At 54.5% G+C, this 20552-nt stretch carries 17 protein-coding genes and 1 pseudogene; 9 read left to right on the top strand and 9 right to left on the bottom strand.

Going from position 1 to position 20552, the window contains the following annotated elements; translation table 11 throughout:
* Positions 1-40 precede the first annotated feature (40 nt).
* From ACYZTU_RS20145 to ACYZTU_RS20125, 5 genes are all read right to left on the bottom strand, one after another.
* Complete coding sequence (locus tag ACYZTU_RS20145; RefSeq protein ID WP_461964967.1) at positions 41-1336, bottom strand: hypothetical protein; 1296 nt, start codon at positions 1334-1336, stop codon at positions 41-43.
* A 169-nt stretch (positions 1337-1505) separates the two neighbouring features.
* A complete protein-coding gene (locus tag ACYZTU_RS20140) occupies positions 1506-3551 on the bottom strand; it encodes a glycosyltransferase (protein WP_461964965.1) in 2046 nt (681 codons plus the stop codon).
* Positions 3551-4690: a class I SAM-dependent methyltransferase gene (locus ACYZTU_RS20135; RefSeq protein ID WP_461964963.1), complete on the bottom strand. Its 1140-nt coding sequence runs from the start codon at positions 4688-4690 to the stop codon at positions 3551-3553. Before ACYZTU_RS20135 ends, ACYZTU_RS20140 begins: the two co-directional genes overlap by 1 nt.
* An 11-nt stretch (positions 4691-4701) precedes the next feature.
* Entirely contained in the window at positions 4702-6024 is a 1323-nt protein-coding gene (locus tag ACYZTU_RS20130; RefSeq protein WP_461964961.1) for an ABC transporter ATP-binding protein, read from the bottom strand.
* The gene (locus tag ACYZTU_RS20125) at positions 6014-6844 is read right to left on the bottom strand and encodes an ABC transporter permease (RefSeq protein ID WP_461971116.1); all 831 of its coding nucleotides are present in this window, start codon (positions 6842-6844) and stop codon (positions 6014-6016) included. The genes ACYZTU_RS20130 and ACYZTU_RS20125 overlap by 11 nt, the downstream gene beginning before the upstream one ends.
* A gap of 480 nt (positions 6845-7324) precedes the next feature.
* On the opposite strand from ACYZTU_RS20125, the gene ACYZTU_RS20120 reads away from it, so the two are divergent.
* Positions 7325-8487 (top strand): IS3 family transposase gene (locus tag ACYZTU_RS20120; protein ID WP_461964959.1). Its coding sequence is split into 2 segments (ribosomal slippage): positions 7325-7580 and positions 7580-8487, totalling 1164 coding nucleotides; the frame shifts between segments, so codons are not numbered across the junction.
* 185 nt (positions 8488-8672) lie between these two features.
* On the opposite strand, the gene ACYZTU_RS20115 is transcribed toward ACYZTU_RS20120, so the two are convergent.
* A complete protein-coding gene (locus tag ACYZTU_RS20115; RefSeq protein WP_461964957.1) occupies positions 8673-9611 on the bottom strand; it encodes an NAD-dependent epimerase/dehydratase family protein in 939 nt (312 codons plus the stop codon).
* A gap of 469 nt (positions 9612-10080) precedes the next feature.
* Between ACYZTU_RS20115 and ACYZTU_RS20110 the strand changes: the two genes are divergently transcribed.
* The 4 genes from ACYZTU_RS20110 to fabF all read left to right on the top strand — a co-directional run bounded on the left by ACYZTU_RS20110 (position 10081) and on the right by fabF (position 14830).
* Positions 10081-12075, top strand: a complete 1995-nt coding sequence (locus tag ACYZTU_RS20110) for a polysaccharide biosynthesis protein (protein WP_461964955.1) — start codon at positions 10081-10083, stop codon at positions 12073-12075.
* A 112-nt stretch (positions 12076-12187) separates the two neighbouring features.
* Positions 12188-12523 (top strand): ComEA family DNA-binding protein, encoded by a 336-nt coding sequence (locus ACYZTU_RS20105; RefSeq protein WP_461964953.1) that lies wholly within the window; start codon positions 12188-12190, stop codon positions 12521-12523.
* A gap of 205 nt (positions 12524-12728) precedes the next feature.
* Complete coding sequence (locus ACYZTU_RS20100; protein ID WP_461964951.1) at positions 12729-13523, top strand: SDR family NAD(P)-dependent oxidoreductase; 795 nt, start codon at positions 12729-12731, stop codon at positions 13521-13523.
* A 32-nt stretch (positions 13524-13555) separates the two neighbouring features.
* Positions 13556-14830 (top strand): beta-ketoacyl-ACP synthase II, encoded by a 1275-nt coding sequence (fabF, locus tag ACYZTU_RS20095; RefSeq protein ID WP_461964949.1) that lies wholly within the window; start codon positions 13556-13558, stop codon positions 14828-14830.
* On the opposite strand, the gene ACYZTU_RS20090 is transcribed toward fabF, so the two are convergent.
* Positions 14827-15345 (bottom strand): TetR/AcrR family transcriptional regulator, encoded by a 519-nt coding sequence (locus ACYZTU_RS20090; RefSeq protein ID WP_461971114.1) that lies wholly within the window; start codon positions 15343-15345, stop codon positions 14827-14829. The genes fabF and ACYZTU_RS20090 overlap by 4 nt on opposite strands.
* 254 nt (positions 15346-15599) lie before the next feature.
* Here ACYZTU_RS20090 and ACYZTU_RS20085 point away from each other — a divergent pair.
* Both ACYZTU_RS20085 and ACYZTU_RS20080 read left to right on the top strand, forming a co-directional pair.
* Positions 15600-15758 (top strand): annotated as a pseudogene (locus ACYZTU_RS20085) (GntR family transcriptional regulator); the annotation flags it as partial.
* A 15-nt stretch (positions 15759-15773) separates the two neighbouring features.
* The gene (locus ACYZTU_RS20080) at positions 15774-16625 is read left to right on the top strand and encodes an urea carboxylase-associated family protein (protein WP_461964947.1); all 852 of its coding nucleotides are present in this window, start codon (positions 15774-15776) and stop codon (positions 16623-16625) included.
* Positions 16626-16670: 45 nt separating this feature from the next.
* Here the strand turns inward: ACYZTU_RS20080 and ACYZTU_RS20075 are convergent, their stop codons facing one another.
* Entirely contained in the window at positions 16671-16838 is a 168-nt protein-coding gene (locus tag ACYZTU_RS20075; RefSeq protein ID WP_009050155.1) for a DUF2897 family protein, read from the bottom strand.
* Positions 16839-16976: 138 nt separating this feature from the next.
* Positions 16977-18341, bottom strand: a complete 1365-nt coding sequence (gene eat / locus ACYZTU_RS20070; protein ID WP_461964945.1) for an ethanolamine permease — start codon at positions 18339-18341, stop codon at positions 16977-16979.
* A 403-nt stretch (positions 18342-18744) separates the two neighbouring features.
* Between eat and kdpF the strand changes: the two genes are divergently transcribed.
* Together kdpF and kdpA are read left to right on the top strand one after the other, a co-directional pair.
* Complete coding sequence (gene kdpF, locus ACYZTU_RS20065; protein ID WP_007899818.1) at positions 18745-18834, top strand: K(+)-transporting ATPase subunit F; 90 nt, start codon at positions 18745-18747, stop codon at positions 18832-18834.
* Between the two features lie 8 nt (positions 18835-18842).
* Positions 18843-20552 carry a potassium-transporting ATPase subunit KdpA gene (kdpA, locus tag ACYZTU_RS20060; protein WP_461964943.1) on the top strand — a complete coding sequence of 570 codons (1710 nt, stop codon included), beginning with the start codon at positions 18843-18845 and terminating at the stop codon, positions 20550-20552.

Here is a 20552-nt window from a genome sequence, read left to right as displayed (position 1 = left end):
GCCTACGAGAAAGCAAATTCTTCTATCGTTCAATTTATGATTACTTCTGAAAATAGCGGATTAATCCGTATAAGTTGGCTATTGGGCGGCCAACCCGCTCATCGAGCTTCTTCCATGGCCAGAACCCAAGCAATCCTCGTCCGTTGCGCCTCAGGACGGTGAGCATGAACTTCAACCTATCAGAAAAGCTCGGGACCTTGTGCGCGCCGGTAAAGAAAGAACGCTCAAACACACCGTAGTTTTCAACATGAAATACTGAAGAAAACCAGTCGATCTCGGACTGTGAAGGTTGGAAAACCAAGCGCGCATGGCTGCGAGCGATCTGCTCAATACGTAGCGACTGCGTACTGGCTTGCAGTGTCATGGCTTCCAGCAACTGGTTGTAACGAGCGAAGATGTGACGCTGAACAGGAAACACCAGAGCCTCCAGCATCTCTTGCTCATGGAACGTGTCATGGACGGCACTAGCCCTACCATTAGTGTCTATTTGGTAGCTGGCCGCTGAACCATGATCTGCTGCCAGGAGAATTTCGAACAGGGCGCGGTTTTCATTAAAGACATGAAACCGCGACGTACGGCCTGCAATGGATGAAAACAGAAGGCCGTGCTTGGGATTCGCAGAACCTGCCGCCCCTGGCGCAATAAGCCCGATGTAGTAGCCCGTAACTGATTTGACTGGCGATGCCGGTCCCTTGCACAACAGCGCGTAAAGGTTGTCCTGAATCGTGCCCTTCCAGCCGACGTCCACGACCACAAGGTTTTCGGGAACATCACCTTCCGAGAGGGTAGAAAGATACTGCCCAAATGCCTTTCGACGACTCAGCCGTTGCTCGTCATATACCGCAATGAATCGTGGCAACGCCTTAAGTCGGGAGAAGAGGTCACTTTCGGGAAAGTCCTCCTGCCTTTGATTCGACTGTTCAGTCGTCAGGCCCAGCAAGGCCGACAGCTCTGTGCAGAACTCATCCAGCCCAAGGCTCGAGAGAAACTCCAGCAGCGACATTCGCCGATATTGCCTGAAAAGCGTTTCGAACCGCTCTTCACTCAACGCATTCAGAGAAGGCAGCAGCGTTGATCTGCGAGAAACCTCCAGGTAACGGCTCTGAATCGGGACGCCCATGCGAACGCAATAGCAGTCGAACATTTGCTTGAGCGGTTGTCCCTCTCTGGAGAGAAAGAATACCTGCTTGACGCCGTTCTCGATGAGTTTGCGATGCAGTTCGCACACCCAAAACAGAAGCGTGTCTGCCATTTCTCCGAAAAGTTCGAACGAATCAGATCTTCCTTCAAAGCTAGCTCCTCTGATGTCACTCGTCGCCGATGGAGGTTTTTTCACTGCATATATTCCGTGTAGTGGGATCGATGTCGATTAGCGTTTTGAGGAGTGTGATAGCGGATAAGGCAGGTATATCCGGTAGACTGCGATACCGGAATGACTGCGCCAACCTACGCTCAAACCGTTTCGCATGCCGCAGGCTGATCCGAGCCTACGGCATCCCCTGCTTTCAAGTACGGCTGTCGATCGCTGTAAGGCTTTCAAAGTACTGACCAAACTTTGCAGCCTTTATAGACCAGTCCCACTCTTTGATTCTTTCAATGTTTTCTGTTGAAAGCCGAGTCAGCAACGCAGGCTCTTCGACAAGCTTGCGGATACTGTCCTTGAGCGCTTCAACCGTTCTCTCAGGCAAGATAAAGGCTTTCTGCAACTCACCGAAAGCCTGCGGCACGATGCCGACATCAGTACTGATAACCGGTACCCCGCAGGCCATCGATTCCAGAACAGGGTTAGGCGTACCTTCTATCTTCGACGTACACACATAGACGTCGATCTTTGAGTAGTAGTTAGGCATCTGGTCATGGGGAATGAATTGATCCTGTCGGTCAGCGAACAGGCTTTTTACAGCAAAACCTTCTTGCTGAAGTTGCTCAATTGCTGGCTTGAGGATCGAATTCACGCCTTTGAAGTCTTCGAGCTCTGCCGCCCACTTACTGTTTCCAACCCAGCCAATGACCAGCTCACGCTGACCGACTTCTCGAAGGCGTTCAATATTCATGGGCATGAATTTTGTCAGGTCGACACCATCCTCAATTACGCGGGTGGGTTCCGGATAGCCGCTTACTTCTGAATAAATGCAGTTTAACTTTTCAGAGCCCACAGTGTAGCCAGCAACTATCTCGGTAAAAAGATGGGCGCGGCCACTGAGTTCGTCTTCTTCCAGAAGCAGGTGGTCGTAAACACTTGTGCTGAGCTTTTTAGTGGCAATAAAGCGCTCATGGAACAGCTCATATGGCATGCCAAGGCTTTCAACATAACTTCTGTAGTACGGCGTACCGATGAGTGTTAAATGTTCTCTCCAGAAGAAGTGCACAATGTCACAGTCTTCGGTCATCATGAAGATTTTGTCGATGTTATCGATGATATCCATCGGTATCACAACGAAATCAAACTGCTCACTCAAATAGCGTTCCAGTTGCCGGGCGATATTTCCAAACGCCCAGTTATCCGTATCGATGATCAGTGCGATTTTCGTCTTTTCATGCTCTACCGATACCACCTTTACGGGAGCGGAAATGTGATCGGCTTCATTGTTGAGCCCCAGTTCATCGTGCCGTGACTGGACCCAATGGTCTACCGCATCACCCCAGATCTTGAAACCGTGTTTTGCCTCAAGGTGCATCGCAGACTTGTGAAGAACACCGCGAGAAAAACGTTCTTTTTCATAGTTGCGATCAGCGTCTGAATCAGGCATTGGGTGGTCATGCACCAAAGCACATACCGATGCGCAACCGACTTTGTAGCCCTGCTGGAACAGGCGTACCGAAAAATCGATATCCTCGAAGCCAACAAACATACCCTCGTCATAACTACCGACACGAGTGAACGTGTCCTTGTTAACGACGCAAGCACCACCAAACAGGAAAGTCCCGAGGAACGGCTGACTGATAACGTCCTGTATTTTTGTCTGTAGGGAAGCGCTTCCAGCACCGATATGAAGTTCGCCCTCTTCATAGGACACATAAACGTGACCGCCCCTGGCGAAGATTGTTTGACCATCTGGGTCCAGCAAGGGAAGGCTCATGAAATGACATCCAAGAACCGCTAGATCATGCTGAATCTGCTTTAGCGGATTCATCGTGAAGTAGATATCGTTGTCCAGACACATCAGCCATTCCGTTGTGACGTGTGGAATGGTTCTATTACGGCCGCCTGAAACACCGAAATTTTGCCCAAGCTCAACAATACGGGTGCGGAAAGATAGCGTTTTGCACGCCTCGCGCATTCGCTCGATTTCTTCTGCCGAAGAGCCGTTATCGATAATCAGCACTTCACCGGCGAAATGCGGCAAGAACTCTTCGATGGACTTGAGCAGCTTGATCGATAGCGACGAGCGGTTCATCGAAAGGAAAGAGATCGTCAGGTTCTCGCCACTACTGCCGATGTTCGGCCCCGTCTCCCGCCAGGCATCAGACGCCAGAAGAGCGTGCGCATTGTCATAAACGTAGAGCCCGCGCGAAAGCCCCGGGATGATATCCAGCCCTAGAACTTTCATTAGTTAGGGTTCCCGCGAACAATTCTGAAGACCTTTTTTATCAGCGCTCGAGCATGGCGAGGAACCAGCCCACCCAAACGGAGATAGCGGTAATAACCGACTCGCATTTGATCACGTTCTGCGGTCACTCTTGCCACTTCGGCCTGAAGCGCATGCACTACTGCATTCAACTCATGCTGAGTGGAGTTGAACACATGCAATCTTTCTTTTACCAGTTCGTTTTCCGTCAGCGTTGCCTGATAGTTAAGTCGTGTTTTTCTCAAGTCCGCCTTAAGCGTATCAGCTTGAATTTGAAGGGCTGTCAAACCCTGATGGAGAGTGTCCACCTTCAACCGTTCGTCCACAAGCAATGTGCCGTCCATTGCATGAACCATGCGCGCATACGCGTCCATACTGATCGGGAAAACAGCAGCACCATTAGTGATTTCAGGAGCATTCCAGATGCCGAAATAATAGCTGCAGTTCTCAGTATTAAATTCCGGTTTTTCACCACCATTTACAAGGTATGCACCTTGGACTGAGTTGTATTTCATCCAGCTATCAGGAACAGTTTCATAGTCTCGCTCGATATCTAGCGACGTTGAGCCGAATCCAAAGACCGCGGTTCCTATGCTCCAATTGACGTTGTCTCCCAGTACGCTGCTGGCGAGTTGCTGAAACTCTTCGAATCGGTATTTGCGCAAGTGGTACGGGTTGCGCTGATGTTCTTCCGGGAAATACCAATAGTCATTTGGGCAACTAATGATAATGATCGCGTCTTTCTTTGCGATGCGTTTCAGCGATTGTAAATAGGCTGCCGGATCTTCAATGTGCTCAATGGTTTCACACGAAACGATAACGTCAAAGTATTCGGGCGGAAACTTGTCTTCGATGGTTGTCGCGTCAGCCGCAGTAAACTCGATCCCAAGACCACCAAACGAACGGGTAGCGCGATTCACTGCGTCGACGAACACATCTACGCCGACGACCTCTTCGGCTCCAGCCTGCTTTAAAAGGTAACTTCCATAACCCTCGCCGCAGGCGATATCCAGGACTCGCTTGTTTTTAACAAAGGGCGTGGCAACCGAGTATCTCGCGAAATGGATTGACGCTTCTATGTTCGCTCTCTCTGGAGCAGAGTTGATATCTAACCGTTCCATTTGTGGCCTATTCAAATACTGTTGAGATCGTTTGGTTGAAAATTCCACTGTCGCGGAAGGCTTAACATGCCAACCGCTTTGAAGTTATCTTCAACACGGAACGAGCACGCATTTTTTGCTTCTGCGTAAGTTATGAATCCAACATTGTCGTTAATTGCTACCCGCCACTTGTACTGACCGCTCAGCAGGGGGAGATCTGCAAAGTCAATCGATACAGTTCCTGCGCTTGAGGAACGGTAGGCCGGGATTTTGTCCATCAATGTGGTAGCGCCACATAGATACAGCTCATCATGTCTATATAGATTGAAGACGAAACTGATCTCTTCCGGCGGTGTATCAACCAGTGCGACAAAATCGAAACACACACTCACAGATTGCCCGGTTGTCACGGTTTCCAGTGCCGTGCCTTCGGTGTCAGTCAGGCGGACATCCGTAATTTTAAAAAGCTGATCCGCAGACTCGCTGTTACTCAGAGTCGCTTTGGGGGCGACTCTTTTTGGCTTGTCGGCATCTGACTCGCAAGTGTCGTGACTTTCAGCAGCAGCCGCTGCTGCCAGCGTGGCTGCGAATGCTGCAGTGGTACTTTGAGCAACCTGAGCCTCCATTTCGATCATGTATTGATCGATGACTCTAGGCGCAGGACCGAACATGACTTGTCGGCCTTCTTTGAGGTACAGCGCTCGTTCACACACCGATTTAACTTGATACTGATCGTGGGATACAAAAAGGATGGTGCAACCACGATCACGTATTTCGTAAAACTTCGAAAGGCAACGTCGCTGGAATGCCGCATCACCGACAGCAAGAATTTCATCGACGATCAATATTTCGGGTTCAACGTGAACAGACACCGAGAATGCAAGCCGGGCAAACATACCGCTCGAGTAGTGTTTTACAGGGCTGTCGATAAACTGCCCAATGTCAGCAAAACCGGCAATTTTATCAAATCGATTATCAATTTCTTCTTTTGACAATCCAAGTATCGACGCACTTAGATAAACGTTTTCACGCCCTGTAAACTCTGGATTGAAACCAGAGCCGAGTTCAAGCAAAGCTGACAAACGACCTTGACGCTCTACGTGACCATGCGAAGGAGTAAGGGTCCCGCAAATGATCTGTAATAGTGTGGATTTACCTGAGCCGTTACGCCCCACAATACCGACGGTTTCGCCTTTCTTTACATCAAAATTGATATCCCGCAGCGCCCAGAACTCATCGCTGGGGTTAGTAGCGCCTTTCCAGAGAATTTGCTTCAGTCGGTCTTGTGGTTTTTCATAAAGATGATAAATCTTTGATACACCTGCAACCGAAATTGCTAAGTCATTAGAGGACATCAGCAAACCCCTTTCTTGTCTTCTGGAACCAGATATAGCCTAGCCATGCAATGATGACTGCGCAGAGTGTGTAAACCGCCAAACCCTGAAAGTTCGGGAGTCTCCCCCATATCATCACTTCCCTTGCTTGCTCAATAATGAAGGTAAGCGGGTTGATCAATAACCATGGACGTACGGCCTCAGGCAATGATGTGGCAGGGTAGAAAACCGGTGAAAGAAACATTAGCACTGTGGTGAAAAGACCAATAGTTTGAGCCACGTCGCGTAAGTACACACCCAGCGAAGCGAGAAACCAGGCAGCCCCCAGCGAAAGTATGATCAGTGGCAATATTACCAGCGGTATAAATACAGCGGTCCATTGAATAAAACCGTTGAAAATCAAGAAAGCGATCAATAGAACAACAAGACTTACCGTTGCATGAAAAAGTGCCACGCCAATGCTGATGGCCGGAAGTATTTCAATAGGAAATACAACTTTTTTGACGTAATTAGCATTATCCAGGATCAGTCTTGGAGAGCGATTCAGAATTTCTGAAAACAAGCCGTGAACGATCATGCCCACGAACAATATAACGGCAAAATCAGTCTTGCTATCGGTCCCGCCCGTGCCCCAGCGTGATTTGAACACTACTGCGAAAAAGAAGGTGTATACCAACAACATCAGCACCGGGTTAAAAAAAGACCATGCCAAACCCAGCATCGACCCGCGATACCGTCCGATTACTTCTCTCTTTGTCATTTGAAGAGTGAGTCGACGGTTGCGCCACAAACACGAGATCAAGGTGGATGGAGAAATTGAATGCTTACTATGTGGATTGATCGGCGTTGCCTTTTGCATCGATACGCTCACTGTTTAAATCCTTGGGAGGCTTGCACAGTATTGATCGATATCTACGCAAGGAGTGACTGGAGTTTTGGAAAGGTAAGGTTTTTTTAAACAGGTACTATTAAGGGGGAGGGCGGAGCGTGAAGTTGTCTGGCCGATACTTCTAAATTCGGCGAGCTCACTAGCTGCGTTATGAAGTGCACCGATATTAAAATGTACGGCGTTCAATTTATCACCCACTGATCTCTAGATTCAGTCCTCAAAGCACCTTCGCTAGCTAGATTACTGTCTTGGCTATTGCAAGTGTTCGGCGCGTTGAACCGCATAGCCCAAGCGTAAGGGCGCGATCATACCAGCTCGATGCTCGTATTATAACCCCAAAAAATACGTGTCGCTCGCCCATGCGTCTTTGTAGTGGTCTAATGAAACCGGACACCCATTTAGGCGAGAATGCTCGCCAGATCGAGGTGTCAGATGACCAAACAACGCCGTTCCTTTTCTGCTGAATTCAAACGCGAGGCTGCCGAACTCGTGCTCAAGCAAAACTACAGCTACATCGAAGCCAGCCGTTCACTCGGCGTCGGCGAGTCGGCACTACGCCGTTGGGTCGACCAGGTTCAGCAGGAGCGCAAAGGTGTTACCCCGCAGAGCAAAGCGCTGACACCGGAGCAGCAGAAAATCCAGGAGCTGGAAGCCCGGATCGCCCGGCTTGAACGGGAAAAATCGATATTAAAAAAGGCTACCGCGCTCTTGATGTCGGAAGATCACGAGCGTACGCGCTGATCAATCAGCTGAGCGTCCATGAGCCGGTTGATTGGCTATGCAACGTATTTGAAATCAACCGCTCAAGTTACTACGCCCACCGCCTAAAGCGCCGAACGCCGGATGTCGAACGGCTTCGGTTGCGCAGCCGGGTGAGCGAGTTGTTTTCACAAAGTCGCAGTGCTGCCGGCAGCCGTAGCATCCTCTCGTTGATGCGTGACGATGGTGAGCAACTCGGTCGGTTCAAAGTGCGCAGCTTGATGCGTGAGCTTGACCTCGTCAGCAAACAGCCAGGTTCTCATGCCTATAAACGAGCGACGGCTGAACGGTTGGATATCCCGAACATCTTGAATCGGGAGTTCGATGTCCCGGCACCCAACCAAGTGTGGTGCGGCGACATCACCTACATTTGGGCTCAGGGGAAATGGCACTATCTGGCTGTCGTGATGGACCTTTGCGCGCGTCGGGTGGTGGGCTGGGCGCTATCGGAAAAGCCGGACGCCGAGCTGGTTATCAAGGCGCTGGATATGGCTTACGAACAACGGGGAAGGCCTCAGGGGCTGCTGTTTCACTCGGATCAAGGGTCGCAGTATGCGAGTCGTTTATTTCGCCAGCGACTGTGGCGTTATCGCATGCGTCAGAGCATGAGTCGTCGGGGGAATTGCTGGGACAACGCGCCGATGGAGCGCGTGTTCCGCAGCTTGAAAACCGAATGGATACCGACCACGGGCTACAGGACGGCTCAAGAAGCCCAACGCGATATCAGTCATTTCTTGATGCATCGGTACAACTGGATTCGGCCCCATCAATTCAACGGTGGGCTGGCGCCAGCTCGGGCCGAAGAAAAACTTAACGTCGTGTCCGGGATTAGTTGACCACTACACTTTCTCTCAGGGGGAGAAATCATCATCGGGCCTGCTCCCTGTGTTATCTAGGTGGTGTGCTGCATGGGCCCTCCTTACGCTGCAAGAAGGGGTGCGTCAAACCCAGCCAGGACCGCCTACATTAGGTGCTCGGCGGTCTCGGCTAGTAACCTCTTTGGAGTGGCTTTGTACTGGAGCTACTCTGATGGACATCCCAGCAGGCGGGCCAGCCCTACCTTCATAGGGGTCGGTTCCGGAAATTTAAATCTTTCAAGTAATCTCTGGTTGTTCGCCCTTGAATGGCGTATGTCACCGGAGCGGGGCGAGCTGTAACTCACCGGTGGAAGCTCTCCTACTACTTCGGCTAATTTTTCCAGCATCTGATTGAGTGTGGTGGCTTTATTCATTCCAACGTTGATAGCACCAGCTTCGACGTGCGGAGCTTCCACGGCTTGCACCAATATCTTCACCAAGTCCTCAACGTAAACGAAGTCTCGAGTTTGTTCTCCGTCGCCGAAGACGGTAATGGGTAGGCCTTTCTGTGCCCGCTCGCTAAAAATGCTAATCACCCCCGAGTACGGTGACGAAGGGTCCTGACGAGGGCCAAAAATGTTGAAAAAACGAAACACAACGGGTTCGAGAGCATGCTGACGGCGGTAGAAGTCGAAGTAATACTCGCTTGCCAGTTTATCGGAGGCATAGGGTGTTAACGGGGCCTTTGGTATTTCCTCGTTAATAGCTTGCCCCTCTCCATTGTTGCCATAAACTGCTGCACTTGAGGCAAATACAACGCGTTTGACATTAGACTGACGCATAGCTTCGCAAACGTTCAAGGTGCCGATGAAGTTGCTCTGGTGCGTGCGAACAGGGTCGTCCACCGAGGCTTGGACTGAAGCAACCGCTGCTAAATGAACGACTGCCTGGCACCCCTTCATGACCTTTGCAACAAGGGCGGCATCGGCGACATCGCCTTCGACAAATTCGACGTGGTTTTTTTCCAACGGTAGGTTACTAAGCTTTCCGGTGGATAAATCATCGAGAATTCGGACTGCATAGCCTTTGCCAACCAAAGAATCGGTCAGATGTGATCCAATAAAACCGGCACCGCCGGTGATTAAAATAGGGGCGTTAGACATTATGGTAAACCTATCAAATGATTTCTGAGCTTTTTGCCACGAGTGCAGCCCGGTTCTGGAATACGGAATTTTAACGAGCGGATTCAGAAAGCGCCTCATCGATATCTTGGCGCAGATGGTTTTCTGATGCTCTATGGTACTAGTCTCCCATACTGGCGCCTCGCAATCGAGACGTCTCTGCCAGCGGGCAGTTTTCTTCCTTGTGCCGTACCAGGAATTTTCTAGAGGTGGCAGAGGTTTATCTTTTGGGCGTCTACTATGTTGTCGGCTGGCACAGCTTGGTTTAAGGGTAGCGTAGGAACGTAACCATTCGTGTCGCGAAAAGGGTAGTGGCGTTTCGCCTTTTTATGGGATCTGACAATTGAACGGGCCTAGAGACTTGGGTTAAAAAGGGGGGGGGCGATTTCGACTAAATCCGTACAATGGGAGAACATTGTGAGAGGGATCAGGACCGGGTCGGTTGAAGCTTATGGATAAAACACGTGGTTTTTTGCTGGGTTTGCCTCGCAGACAAAAAAGACTGATTCAGGTCCTTACAGACGTCGTTTTGGTTTGGGCGGCTCTCTGGTTGGCTTTTATTGTGCGATTGGGCATCGATGAGATGGTCAACCCTTTGAAGGTACATCTCTGGTTGTTCGCCTGCGCTCCTGTCGTCGCAATCCCGCTCTTCATCCGTTTTGGCATGTACCGAGCCGTCATGCGGTACTTCGGTAATGATGCACTTATTGTCATCATTAAAGCCGTAAGCCTCTCGTCCCTGATTATGGCGCTGGTCGTCTATTGGTACAGCAACCACGAAGCCGTCGTCCCTAGGTCCATCATCTTCAATTACTGGTGGCTAAGCCTCGTCATTATCGGCGGCCTGCGCCTGTGCATGCGTCAATACTTCATGGGCGACTGGTTCAATGCCGCCCAGCACGTACCATTCACGAATCGCGATGACGGCCTTACTAAAGTCGCCATCTACGGTGCTGGCGTAGCTGGCAATCAGCTTGTCGCAGCACTTCGAATGGGCCGTGTCATGCGTCCCGTGGCGTTTATCGATGATGATCCGAGCATCGCGGATCGTTCGATTGCCGGGTTTCAAGTCTATAAACCCAAGCACATCCAACAGATGATTGATGAAACAGGCGCTCAGGAAATCCTCCTGGCTCTCCCGTCATCGACCCGCGCACGCCGTAGGGAAATTCTCACGATGCTGGAGAGGTTTCCGCTTCATATCCGAAGCGTACCCAACTTCACCGATCTGGCCAGCGGTCGGGTAAAGGTCGAAGACATCCAGGAAGTGGATATTGCCGATCTGCTAGGTCGCGACTCGGTACCAGCGCAGCCAGACCTGCTTGAACGCTGTATCAAAGGCAAGACAGTGATGGTCACGGGTGCAGGCGGATCGATCGGCGCCGAGCTGTGCCGGCAGATCTTCTTGCTTGGCCCGACTACGCTTTTACTGTTTGAACACAGTGAATTCAACCTCTACAGCATTCTTTCGGAGCTTGAACGGCGCGGTTGTAGGGAGTCGGTCTCTGTCCGTCTGCTTCCGATCCTTGGCTCGATCCGCCACCAGGACAAACTTCTGGATGTGATGAAAACCTGGGGAGTGGACACCGTCTACCACGCTGCCGCGTATAAGCACGTCCCGATGGTCGAGCACAACATTGCCGAAGGCGTGCTTAACAACGTCATTGGCACGCTCAATACCGCGCAGGCTGCGTTGCAGTCAGGCGTGTCCAACTTTGTGTTGATCTCCACCGATAAGGCCGTGCGCCCGACCAATGTCATGGGCAGCACCAAGCGGTTGGCCGAGTTGACTCTGCAAGCCCTCAGTTGTGAAATTGCCCCTGTGCTGTTTGGCGACAAGGCCAATGTATCCCGAGTCAACAAGACCCGGTTCACCATGGTGCGCTTTGGTAATGTGCTGGGGTCTTCCGGCTCAGTGATCCCGCTGTTTCACAGCCAGATCAAATCCGGTGGCCCGTTGACGGTCACCCACCCGAAAATCACTCGCTATTTCATGACCATCCCCGAGGCCGCGCAACTGGTGATCCAGGCGGGTTCCATGGGGCAGGGCGGTGATGTGTTCGTTCTGGACATGGGTGAGCCGGTGAAGATTGTCGAGCTGGCAGAGAAGATGATTCACCTGTCGGGTTTAAGCGTTCGCTCGGACAAGAATTTGCAGGGTGACATCTCCATCGAATTCACCGGTCTGCGTCCTGGGGAGAAGCTTTACGAGGAGTTGCTGATTGGCGACAACGTGGCAGCGACGCAACATCCGATGATCATGAGCGCCAACGAAGATCATTTGCCTTGGGATGTACTCAAGGGCCGTTTGACGGAGTTGCTGATTGCTGTCGATCATGACGATTACAGTCGCGTCCGTCAGCTCCTGCGCGAAACCGTCAGCGGCTACACCCCCGATGGCGAGATCGTTGACTGGATCTACCAGCAACGTCGCCTCGAACCCTGATTGTTTCACATCCTGTAACGGACACATTTTTGACAGGCTCCAGACATCGCCTAAGTTTGGGAGGCAGCTTCGGAAAAGCTGCTTTCTCAATTGATGTCATGGAGCGTCATTTATGCGTACTGGCTATTTCTACTCTCTGGTTTTTGCCCTGCTCACCAGCGCTTCTATTGCTGCCATTGCTGCGCCGACGGCCAAGCCTGAGGCTGGCAATGCACCCTTGGTGCTGGAAGTTTCTCCCACGGCACAGTCCGGCAAGGTCGATCTGAATCAGGCCGATGCGCCAACCCTTCAGCGTGAGTTGTCTGGTGTAGGCGAGGCCAAGGCCAAGGCGATTGTTGCTTATCGTGAGAGTAATGGACCGTTTGCATCCGTGGACGAGCTGCTCGAAGTGAAGGGAATTGGTAAAGCCATTCTGGATAAAAATCGCGAGAAGCTTGAGGTGAACTAAGCTTATACGTCAGCGCCAGGGGCCGGTCATTGATCGGCCTTTTTGCTTTTTGGCGAACGCTGTGATGGTGCGCCTTTCGTCGATACGATAAAAATTACGCCTATCATATACCGCTCAGATTATGCCTATAATAAATTGGTTTCCGCCAAGCGTTCTGAGCCTCAGGCGCTTGTCTTTCCCTTAGGCATCTCCCAGGAGCACAGTCATGAATTCTGTCCAGTCCCAAGGTACGGCCCTCGTCACCGGTGCTTCTTCCGGTATCGGTGCGATTTACGCCGAGCGGTTGGCGGCGCGTGGGTTTGATTTGTTATTGGTCGCCCGTGATCAAGCGCGGCTGGAAGCGGCGGCGACCACGTTGCGCGCCGAACATGGCGTTCAGGTCGAGGTGCTCAAGGCGGATCTGACGCAAAAGGATGATGTGCTGAAGCTTGAGCAGCGTCTTCGCAGCGATTCGAGTATCAGTCTGTTGCTGAACAACGCCGGTGTTGCCGCTGATGGGTTGTTGGCCAATTCCGACATGGATCAGCTGGAACGCTTGATTCAACTGAACGTGACAACGGTCACGCGGTTGGCGTCGGCAGCGACCGCCAGTTTTGCCAAGGCGGGTCGGGGGACGATCATCAATATCGGGTCAGTAGTTGCCTTGTTTCCTGAGCGCTTCAATGCCACTTACAGCGCCAGCAAGGCTTATGTGTTAAGTCTGACGCAGTCGTTGAACGCTGAACTGGAGGGCACCGGGGTCAAGGTGCAGGCCGTGTTGCCAGGTGTAACACGCACCGAAATCTTCGAGCGCTCCGGTATCGATGCGACCCAGATTCCGGCGGAGATGGTTATGGAAGCTGGGGAGATGGTCGATGCGGCGTTGTCGGGGCTGGACCAGGGTGAGTTGATCACCATTCCTTCGTTGCCGGATGCGGCCGACTGGGACGCCTTCGTTGCGGCGCGTCATGTGATGGCGCCGAATCTTTCCAAAAGTAAGGCCGCCGCGCGTTACACGTGAGGCGTCATGAATCGGCTTGAGGTATTTGCGGTATGAGTGATCGTCGAGTAGTTGTAACGGGCATGGGCCTGGTGTCTCCATTGGGTTCTGGTGTCGAAGCCGTCTGGGCGCGTCTGTTGGCAGGGCGTTCCGGGTTGCGCAATTTGCCGGACGAGGTGGTTGCGGATTTACCGGCCAAGGTCGGTGGTGCGGTGCCGACGCTGGAGGACGATGCCGAGGCGGGTTTTGACCCGGATCGGGCGACGCCGCCTAAAGAGCAGAAGAAGATGGACCGCTTCATTCTGTTCGCCATGGAAGCGGCACGTCAGGCGCTGGAGCAGGCTGGTTGGCAAGCGGCGGACGCCAATGCCCAGGAGCGTACTGCAACCATTATCGGTTCCGGTGTGGGTGGTTTCGGTGCGATTGCCGATGCGGTGCGTACCACGGACAGTCGTGGACCGCGACGCTTGTCGCCATTCACCATTCCTTCATTCCTGGTCAATCTGGCCGCGGGTCATGTGTCGATTCAGCACGGTTTCAAGGGCCCGTTGGGTGCTCCGGTGACGGCGTGCGCGGCCGGTGTGCAAGCGATTGGTGATGCGGCGCGGCTGATTCGGTGTGGCGAGGCAGACATTGCGGTGTGTGGCGGCGCGGAAGCGGCGATCGATCGCGTCAGTCTCGCCGGGTTTGCCGCTGCTCGCGCCTTGTCCAGTGGTTACAACGAAACCCCGGAGCGTGCCTCGCGGCCGTTCGACAGTGGCCGCGATGGCTTTGTCATGGGGGAGGGCGCAGGCCTTCTGGTGATTGAATCCCTGGAGCATGCCTTGGCCCGCGGTGCTCAACCGCTGGCGGAGCTGGTCGGTTACGGCACCAGTGCCGACGCCTATCACCTGACGGCGGGTCCCGAGGATGGCAGCGGTGCACGACGGGCGATGTCGCTGGCGTTGGCCCAGGCGGGCATTTCGCCGGCGCAGGTGCAACATCTCAATGCTCATGCGACCTCGACGCCGGTCGGGGATCTGGGGGAGTTGGCGGCCATCAAGGCGTTGTTCGGCACGGATAACAAAATTGCGGTGACGTCGACCAAGTCGGCCACCGGGCATTTGCTCGGCGCAGCGGGCGGTATTGAGGCGATCTTCACGCTGTTGGCGATTCGCGATCAGGTCGTACCGGCCACCCTCAACTTCGATAACCCGGACCCTGCCGCCCAAGGCGTCGACATCGTCCACGGTAAAGCACGGCCGATGGCAATCGAATACGCGCTGTCCAACGGCTTCGGGTTTGGTGGGGTGAATGCCAGCGTGCTGTTCAAGCGTTGGGAGGGTTAGTCCCGAGTTTGTTTAAGATAGGCGCGAGTCACGTCGAGAATCCGCTGGGCCAGCTCAGGATTCTCGACACTGCGTGACAGCAGTAACGCCCCGACCAGCGTCGACATGATGACGATGCTTTGGTCGGCGGCGACGTCTTCGTCTTCAAGGGTGCCTTGCACTTGGTCGAGCCGGGCGTTGAGTACCACGTCAGTGGTCGGGCTCTGCTGCCCGCGCAAGCCGAGTTCCGATGACATGGTCGGCAACGGGCAACCTTGATCGGGTGAAGTCTGGTGCCATTCGGATAAATAGGCGTCGATGAACGCTTCCAGCGGGCGATCCTGAGCGAAGAGCTCGGCGCAAATGATATCGACCTGCTCGCCTGCGGCTTGCAAAGCCTTTTCTACCAGTTCGTCCTTGGACTTGAAATGCGAGTAGAAGCCACCGTGAGTCAGGCCCAGTGCTTTCATCAGCGGTTGCAGACCTGTCGCGCCAATGCCATCGCGGCGAAAACGTGCTGAAGCCTCCTTAATGATGCGTTCGTGGGTCTGGGCTTTATGGTTCTACTTCTAAAAAGCATGCAGATGCGTCCAGCTCCATTCGACTGTTTCGAATTAACTGGCACGAATAGTGATTACTCATTACTTGACGATTGTTGAACAATCACGAGGCAATGAGTATGAACAGCGGACTGTCCCTCGCCGACCACATCACCCTTGAGTTGCGCGCCGATATCATTGGCGGTCGTTTGCTGCCCGGCGGGGCAGGAAGGCCTGACCCGTTATGTGCGCAATCACGTTTTCAGGCGCCCTGGCTGGCGCGCGACCGGCAAATACATGAGTGGCTGGCCGAGGGCGACAAGCGCGCGGCCGAGGACGCCATGAGCCTTTATCTCGACGATTCCGAACACCTCCTGTTGCAGATGCTTACCCGTTCTTCCCATCACTGATCGAGGATTTGTGCCATGTACAAAGACTATCCGGCGGCCTATCAAGTCAGCAAAGGCTCCGCGTTGCAGGTGAACAAAGCCTTCTACGAGCGGATTCGCGATGCGAAGGACGGGCGCACGCTGATCGAGGCATTCGAGGTGCCGATCCGCACCGGGCGCGCCTGGAAAGTGCCGGCCGGGCATGTGTTCCGGGTGACCACACCCGTCGGCCCGCAAGTGGGCGACTTCAACGTCTGGAATGCCAACGATCCACGGGAGCGTTTGTGGGCGGCACGGACCCGGCAATTACAGGGCGCTCACGTCAGCACCCATGACCGGCTCTGGTCGAACCTGCCGTTTTTACGTCCGATGGTGACCATCACCGATGACAGCTTGGCCGGTTACGGCATCGACGAACATGGCGGTCGCTTGCATGACTTGCTGGGCACCCGCTGCGATCCCTATGTGAACAAAATGCTCACCGGCGAAGACTTCCATCATCACTGCCACTCCAACTTGACCCGCGCGGTGCTGCCCCATGGCCTGACCGAGTTTGACGTGCATGACGTGCTGAACATTTTCCAGTGCACGGGCCTGAACCACGACGACATGTACTTCATGAAAGCCTGTCCGGCGCAGAAGGGCGATTACCTGGAGTTTTTTGCCGAAATCGATCTGTTGTGTGCGCTCTCGACCTGCCCGGGCGGTGACCTGTCGCTGGCCATGTGGGGACCGGATGCGCAGGATCCGCTGAGCGTGTGTTGCCCGCTCGGGGTAGAGATTTATCGTTTGGAGGATTCGTTGCTTGAAGGCTGGAGCCAGCCGGAACGAGCGGCCTATAAAGGGCTGCATGGCCTGCACATCGCCAAGGCGGAGTGGGAGAAGTAGAAACGCAAAACCCTGTCATTCAATGAGAATGACAGGGTTTTTGGTTTAGCGGTCCTGCGCATCCTTGGCATCCGCTTCCGCGTTGCGTTCAGCGACGCGTTTGCGTTGCTCATCGGTCAGTTCGACCTTGTTGGCGGTGTCACGCAACATCATCAAACCACCAACGATCGAGCCGATTGCAACGATCAGAATTAACCAGGCATACCAGGGCATAGGGCTCTCCTTAAGGGCAGGCCGATTGGCGGGTTTCGCCAATCGATCGTGCATACCACTTTGAGCGATGGATTTTCGCACTGGTTCCATCGCAGCCACTCCATTCTATGCCTGATATGACAGCAACACTTCGCCTGTTTACAGCCCGGTCAGCATCGCGTCCGCCGGCGCATCGGCACGCAGTTGCGCCGTGAGCATGAAGTACACGAACCCCACTGCCATGAAGCCCAGGAAGATCAACCCGATCAAGGTGTTGAACCAGGCCATCGCCACCAGGCAGACCACCGCCAGCACCAGCGCAATCATCGGCACCAATGGGTAGCAAGGCGCGCGAAAGGTGCGCTCCAGATTGGGTTCGGTTTTGCGCAGTTTGAACAGGCTGAGCATGCTCATGATGTACATCACGATCGCCCCGAATACCGCCATCGTGATCATCGCTGCCGTCAGCGTCATGCCGCCCAGGTTGATCAAGCCATCACTGTAGATCGCGGCAATGCCGATCACGCCGCCAGCGATGATTGCCCGGTGCGGGGTCTGAAAACGTGACAGCTTGGCCAGGGATGCCGGCAGGTAACCGGCACGGGCAAGGGCGAAGAACTGCCGCGAGTAGCCGAGGATGATTCCGTGGAAACTCGCCACCAGACCGAACAGGCCAATCCACACCAGCATGTGCAACCAGCCCGAGCTTTCGCCCACCACGGTTTTCATCGCTTGCGGCAGCGGATCGTTGATGTTCGACAGGGTGCGCCAGTCACCGACGCCGCCAGCAAAGAACATCACGCCCATGGCCAGCAGCACCAGCGTCAAAATACCGCTGATGTAGGCCTTCGGAATGGTGCGTTTCGGGTCCTTGGCTTCTTCGGCGGCCATGGCGGCGCCTTCGATGGCCAGGAAGAACCAGATGGCAAACGGAATCGCCGCGAACATCCCGGCAATCGCCGGGGCGCCAAACACATCGGAACCGGCCCAGCCGTTAAGCGCGAAATTGCTGAAGCTGAACGCCGGGGCGACCACGCCCATGAACACCAGCAGTTCCGCTACTGCGAGTACGCAGACCACCAGTTCGAAGGTTGCGGCCAGTTTCACCCCGAGGATGTTCAGGCCCATGAACACGATGTAGGCGCCGACTGCTGCGTGCTTCGGATCGAGAGCGGGAAACTGCACGTTGAGGTAGGCACCGATTGCCAGTGCAATGGCCGGCGGGGCGAAGACGAATTCGATCAGTGTCGCCAGCCCGGCGATCAATCCGCCTTTCTCGCCAAAGGCGCGACGGCTGTAGGCAAAGGGACCGCCGGCATGGGGAATCGCCGTGGTCAGCTCGGTGAAACTGAAGATGAAGCAGGTGTACATGGTGGCGACCATGAAGGACGTCACCAGAAAACCGAGTGTGCCCGCCACGCCCCAGCCGTAACTCCAGCCGAAGTACTCACCGGAAATCACCAGCCCGACCGCAATGCCCCACAGGTGCAGCGTGCCCAGCGTGGGTTTGAGTTGTGTGTTCATGCGTTTGCTCCCTGAACGGTTTGGAAAGCTCGGGGGAGGGCGTTTGCAGCGGGCGTGCCAGTGTTGTGATGGCGGTCGTAAAGCGCAGAAATGCGTCGTATCGAGGATGTTCGGTGCTGGATGTGCGTTTTTTGTGCGCCAGTTGGGAGCAGTGTCGCTTGTTATGCCGCCTTCGCGAGCAGGCTCGCTCCCACATTTGGAATGCAGTTGCCCAGACACCCCGAACCCTGTGGGAGCGAGCCTGCTCGCGAAAGCGGTCGCCCTGCCACCGTGTAACCCCAGCGTAAACCCACTCTTTACTCTTTCTTTATGCACAGCCAACACCCTCGATCTCGTTCCTTTACAGCCTCCCTGCCGACAATGGCTCCACACGCGGCAATACGCCGTAACACGGAGAATTTCCATGAGCGTTCTGGACGGGGTGTCACTGCTATTGGCAGTGGGGCTGTTCATTTATCTGTTGGTTGCGCTGTTGCGCGCGGACCGGAACTAGGAGCGGATATGCACAGTTATGACTATTGGCTGATCCTCGCCTTCTTCGCCGTGGTGCTGATTCCGGCACCGTTCCTGGGGCGCTTTTACTACAAGGTGATGGAAGGTCAGCGCACTTGGCTTTCACCGATCCTCGGACCGGTGGAGCGTGGATGTTATCGGGTGGCCGGCGTTGATCCGCAGGCCGAACAGAGCTGGCAGAAGTACACCCTGGCCTTGCTCGCCTTCAACCTCGCGGGCTTTTTGCTGTTGTTCGCGATTCTGTTGTTCCAGGACCACTTGCCACTGAACCCGCAGAACCTGCCGGGTCAAGAGTGGACGCAAGCGTTCAATACCGCCGTCAGCTTTATGACCAATACCAACTGGCAGTCGTACAGTGGCGAAGCGACCCTGAGCTACCTGAGTCAGATGGTCGGCCTCACCGTGCAGAACTTTGTCAGCGCCGCCACCGGCCTCGCCGTGTTGGTTGCCCTGTGTCGCGGGATCGGCCGCAAGTCGAGCAAAACCCTCGGCAACTTCTGGGTCGACATGACCCGCGCCACCCTCTACGGCTTGTTGCCGCTGTGCTTGTTGCTGGCGCTGTATCTGGTCTGGCAGGGCGTGCCGCAAACTTTCGCGCAGTACGTGAATGCCGTGACGATGCAAGGCGTCGATCAGGTGATCCCGCTCGGCCCGGCCGCCAGTCAAATTGCGATCAAGCAACTGGGCACCAACGGTGGTGGCTTCTTCGGCGTCAACTCCGCGCACCCGTTCGAGAACCCGACGGCGTGGAGCAACCTGTTCGAGATGGCCTCGATCATCCTGATACCGGTGGCCCTGGTCTTCACTTTCGGCCACTACGTGAAAGACCTGCGTCAGAGCCGCGCGATCATCGCCTGCATGCTGGCGCTGTTCCTGATCGGCGGCGCGACGTCGCTGTGGGCTGAATACCAGCCGAACCCGACCCTGAACAACGTCGCCGTCGAACAGACCGCGCCGCTGGAGGGTAAGGAAGCACGGTTCGGCACCACCGCCACGGTGCTGTGGTCGGTCACCACCACCGCGGCGTCCAACGGTTCGGTCAACGGCATGCACGACAGCCTCAACCCATTGAGCGGCATGGTCGCGCTGGTCAACATGATGGTCGGCGAAGTGATCTTCGGCGGCGTCGGTGCCGGGCTCTACGGCATGTTGTTGAACGTGTTGATTGCCGTGTTTCTCGCCGGCCTGATGATCGGCCGCACCCCGGAATACCTCGGCAAGAAACTGCAAGCCAAAGAGGTCCAGTTGCTGGTGGTGACCTTGCTGGTGATGCCCATCGGCGTGCTGGTGCTCGGCGCGATTGCCGCGAGCCTGCCCGGTCCGGTCGCAGCAGTCAGCAACCCCGGTGCTCACGGCTTCAGCCAGTTGCTGTACGCCTACACCTCGGCCAGTGCCAACAACGGTTCGGCGTTCGGCGGTTTCGGGGCCAATACCACGTTCCACAACTTGATGCTGGGACTTGGCATGTTGATCGGTCGCTTCGGTTACATCCTCCCGGTTCTGGCCCTGGCCGGCAGCCTGGCGATGAAGAAAACCGCGCCAATCGGCCAGAACAGCTTCCCGACCCATGGCCCGCTGTTCGTGACCTTGCTGACCGTGACCATTTTGCTGGTGGGTGGTTTGACCTTCCTGCCGACATTGGCGCTGGGTCCTATTGCTGAACATTTGAGTTTGGCTGCTTTTGGGTTAAAGAGCTGA

The sequence above is a fragment of the Pseudomonas sp. HLT2-19-2 genome (genome assembly GCF_054898005.1).
The sequence above is the reverse complement of the archived record's forward strand: the minus strand, read 5'-3'. Positions and strand labels throughout refer to the sequence as shown.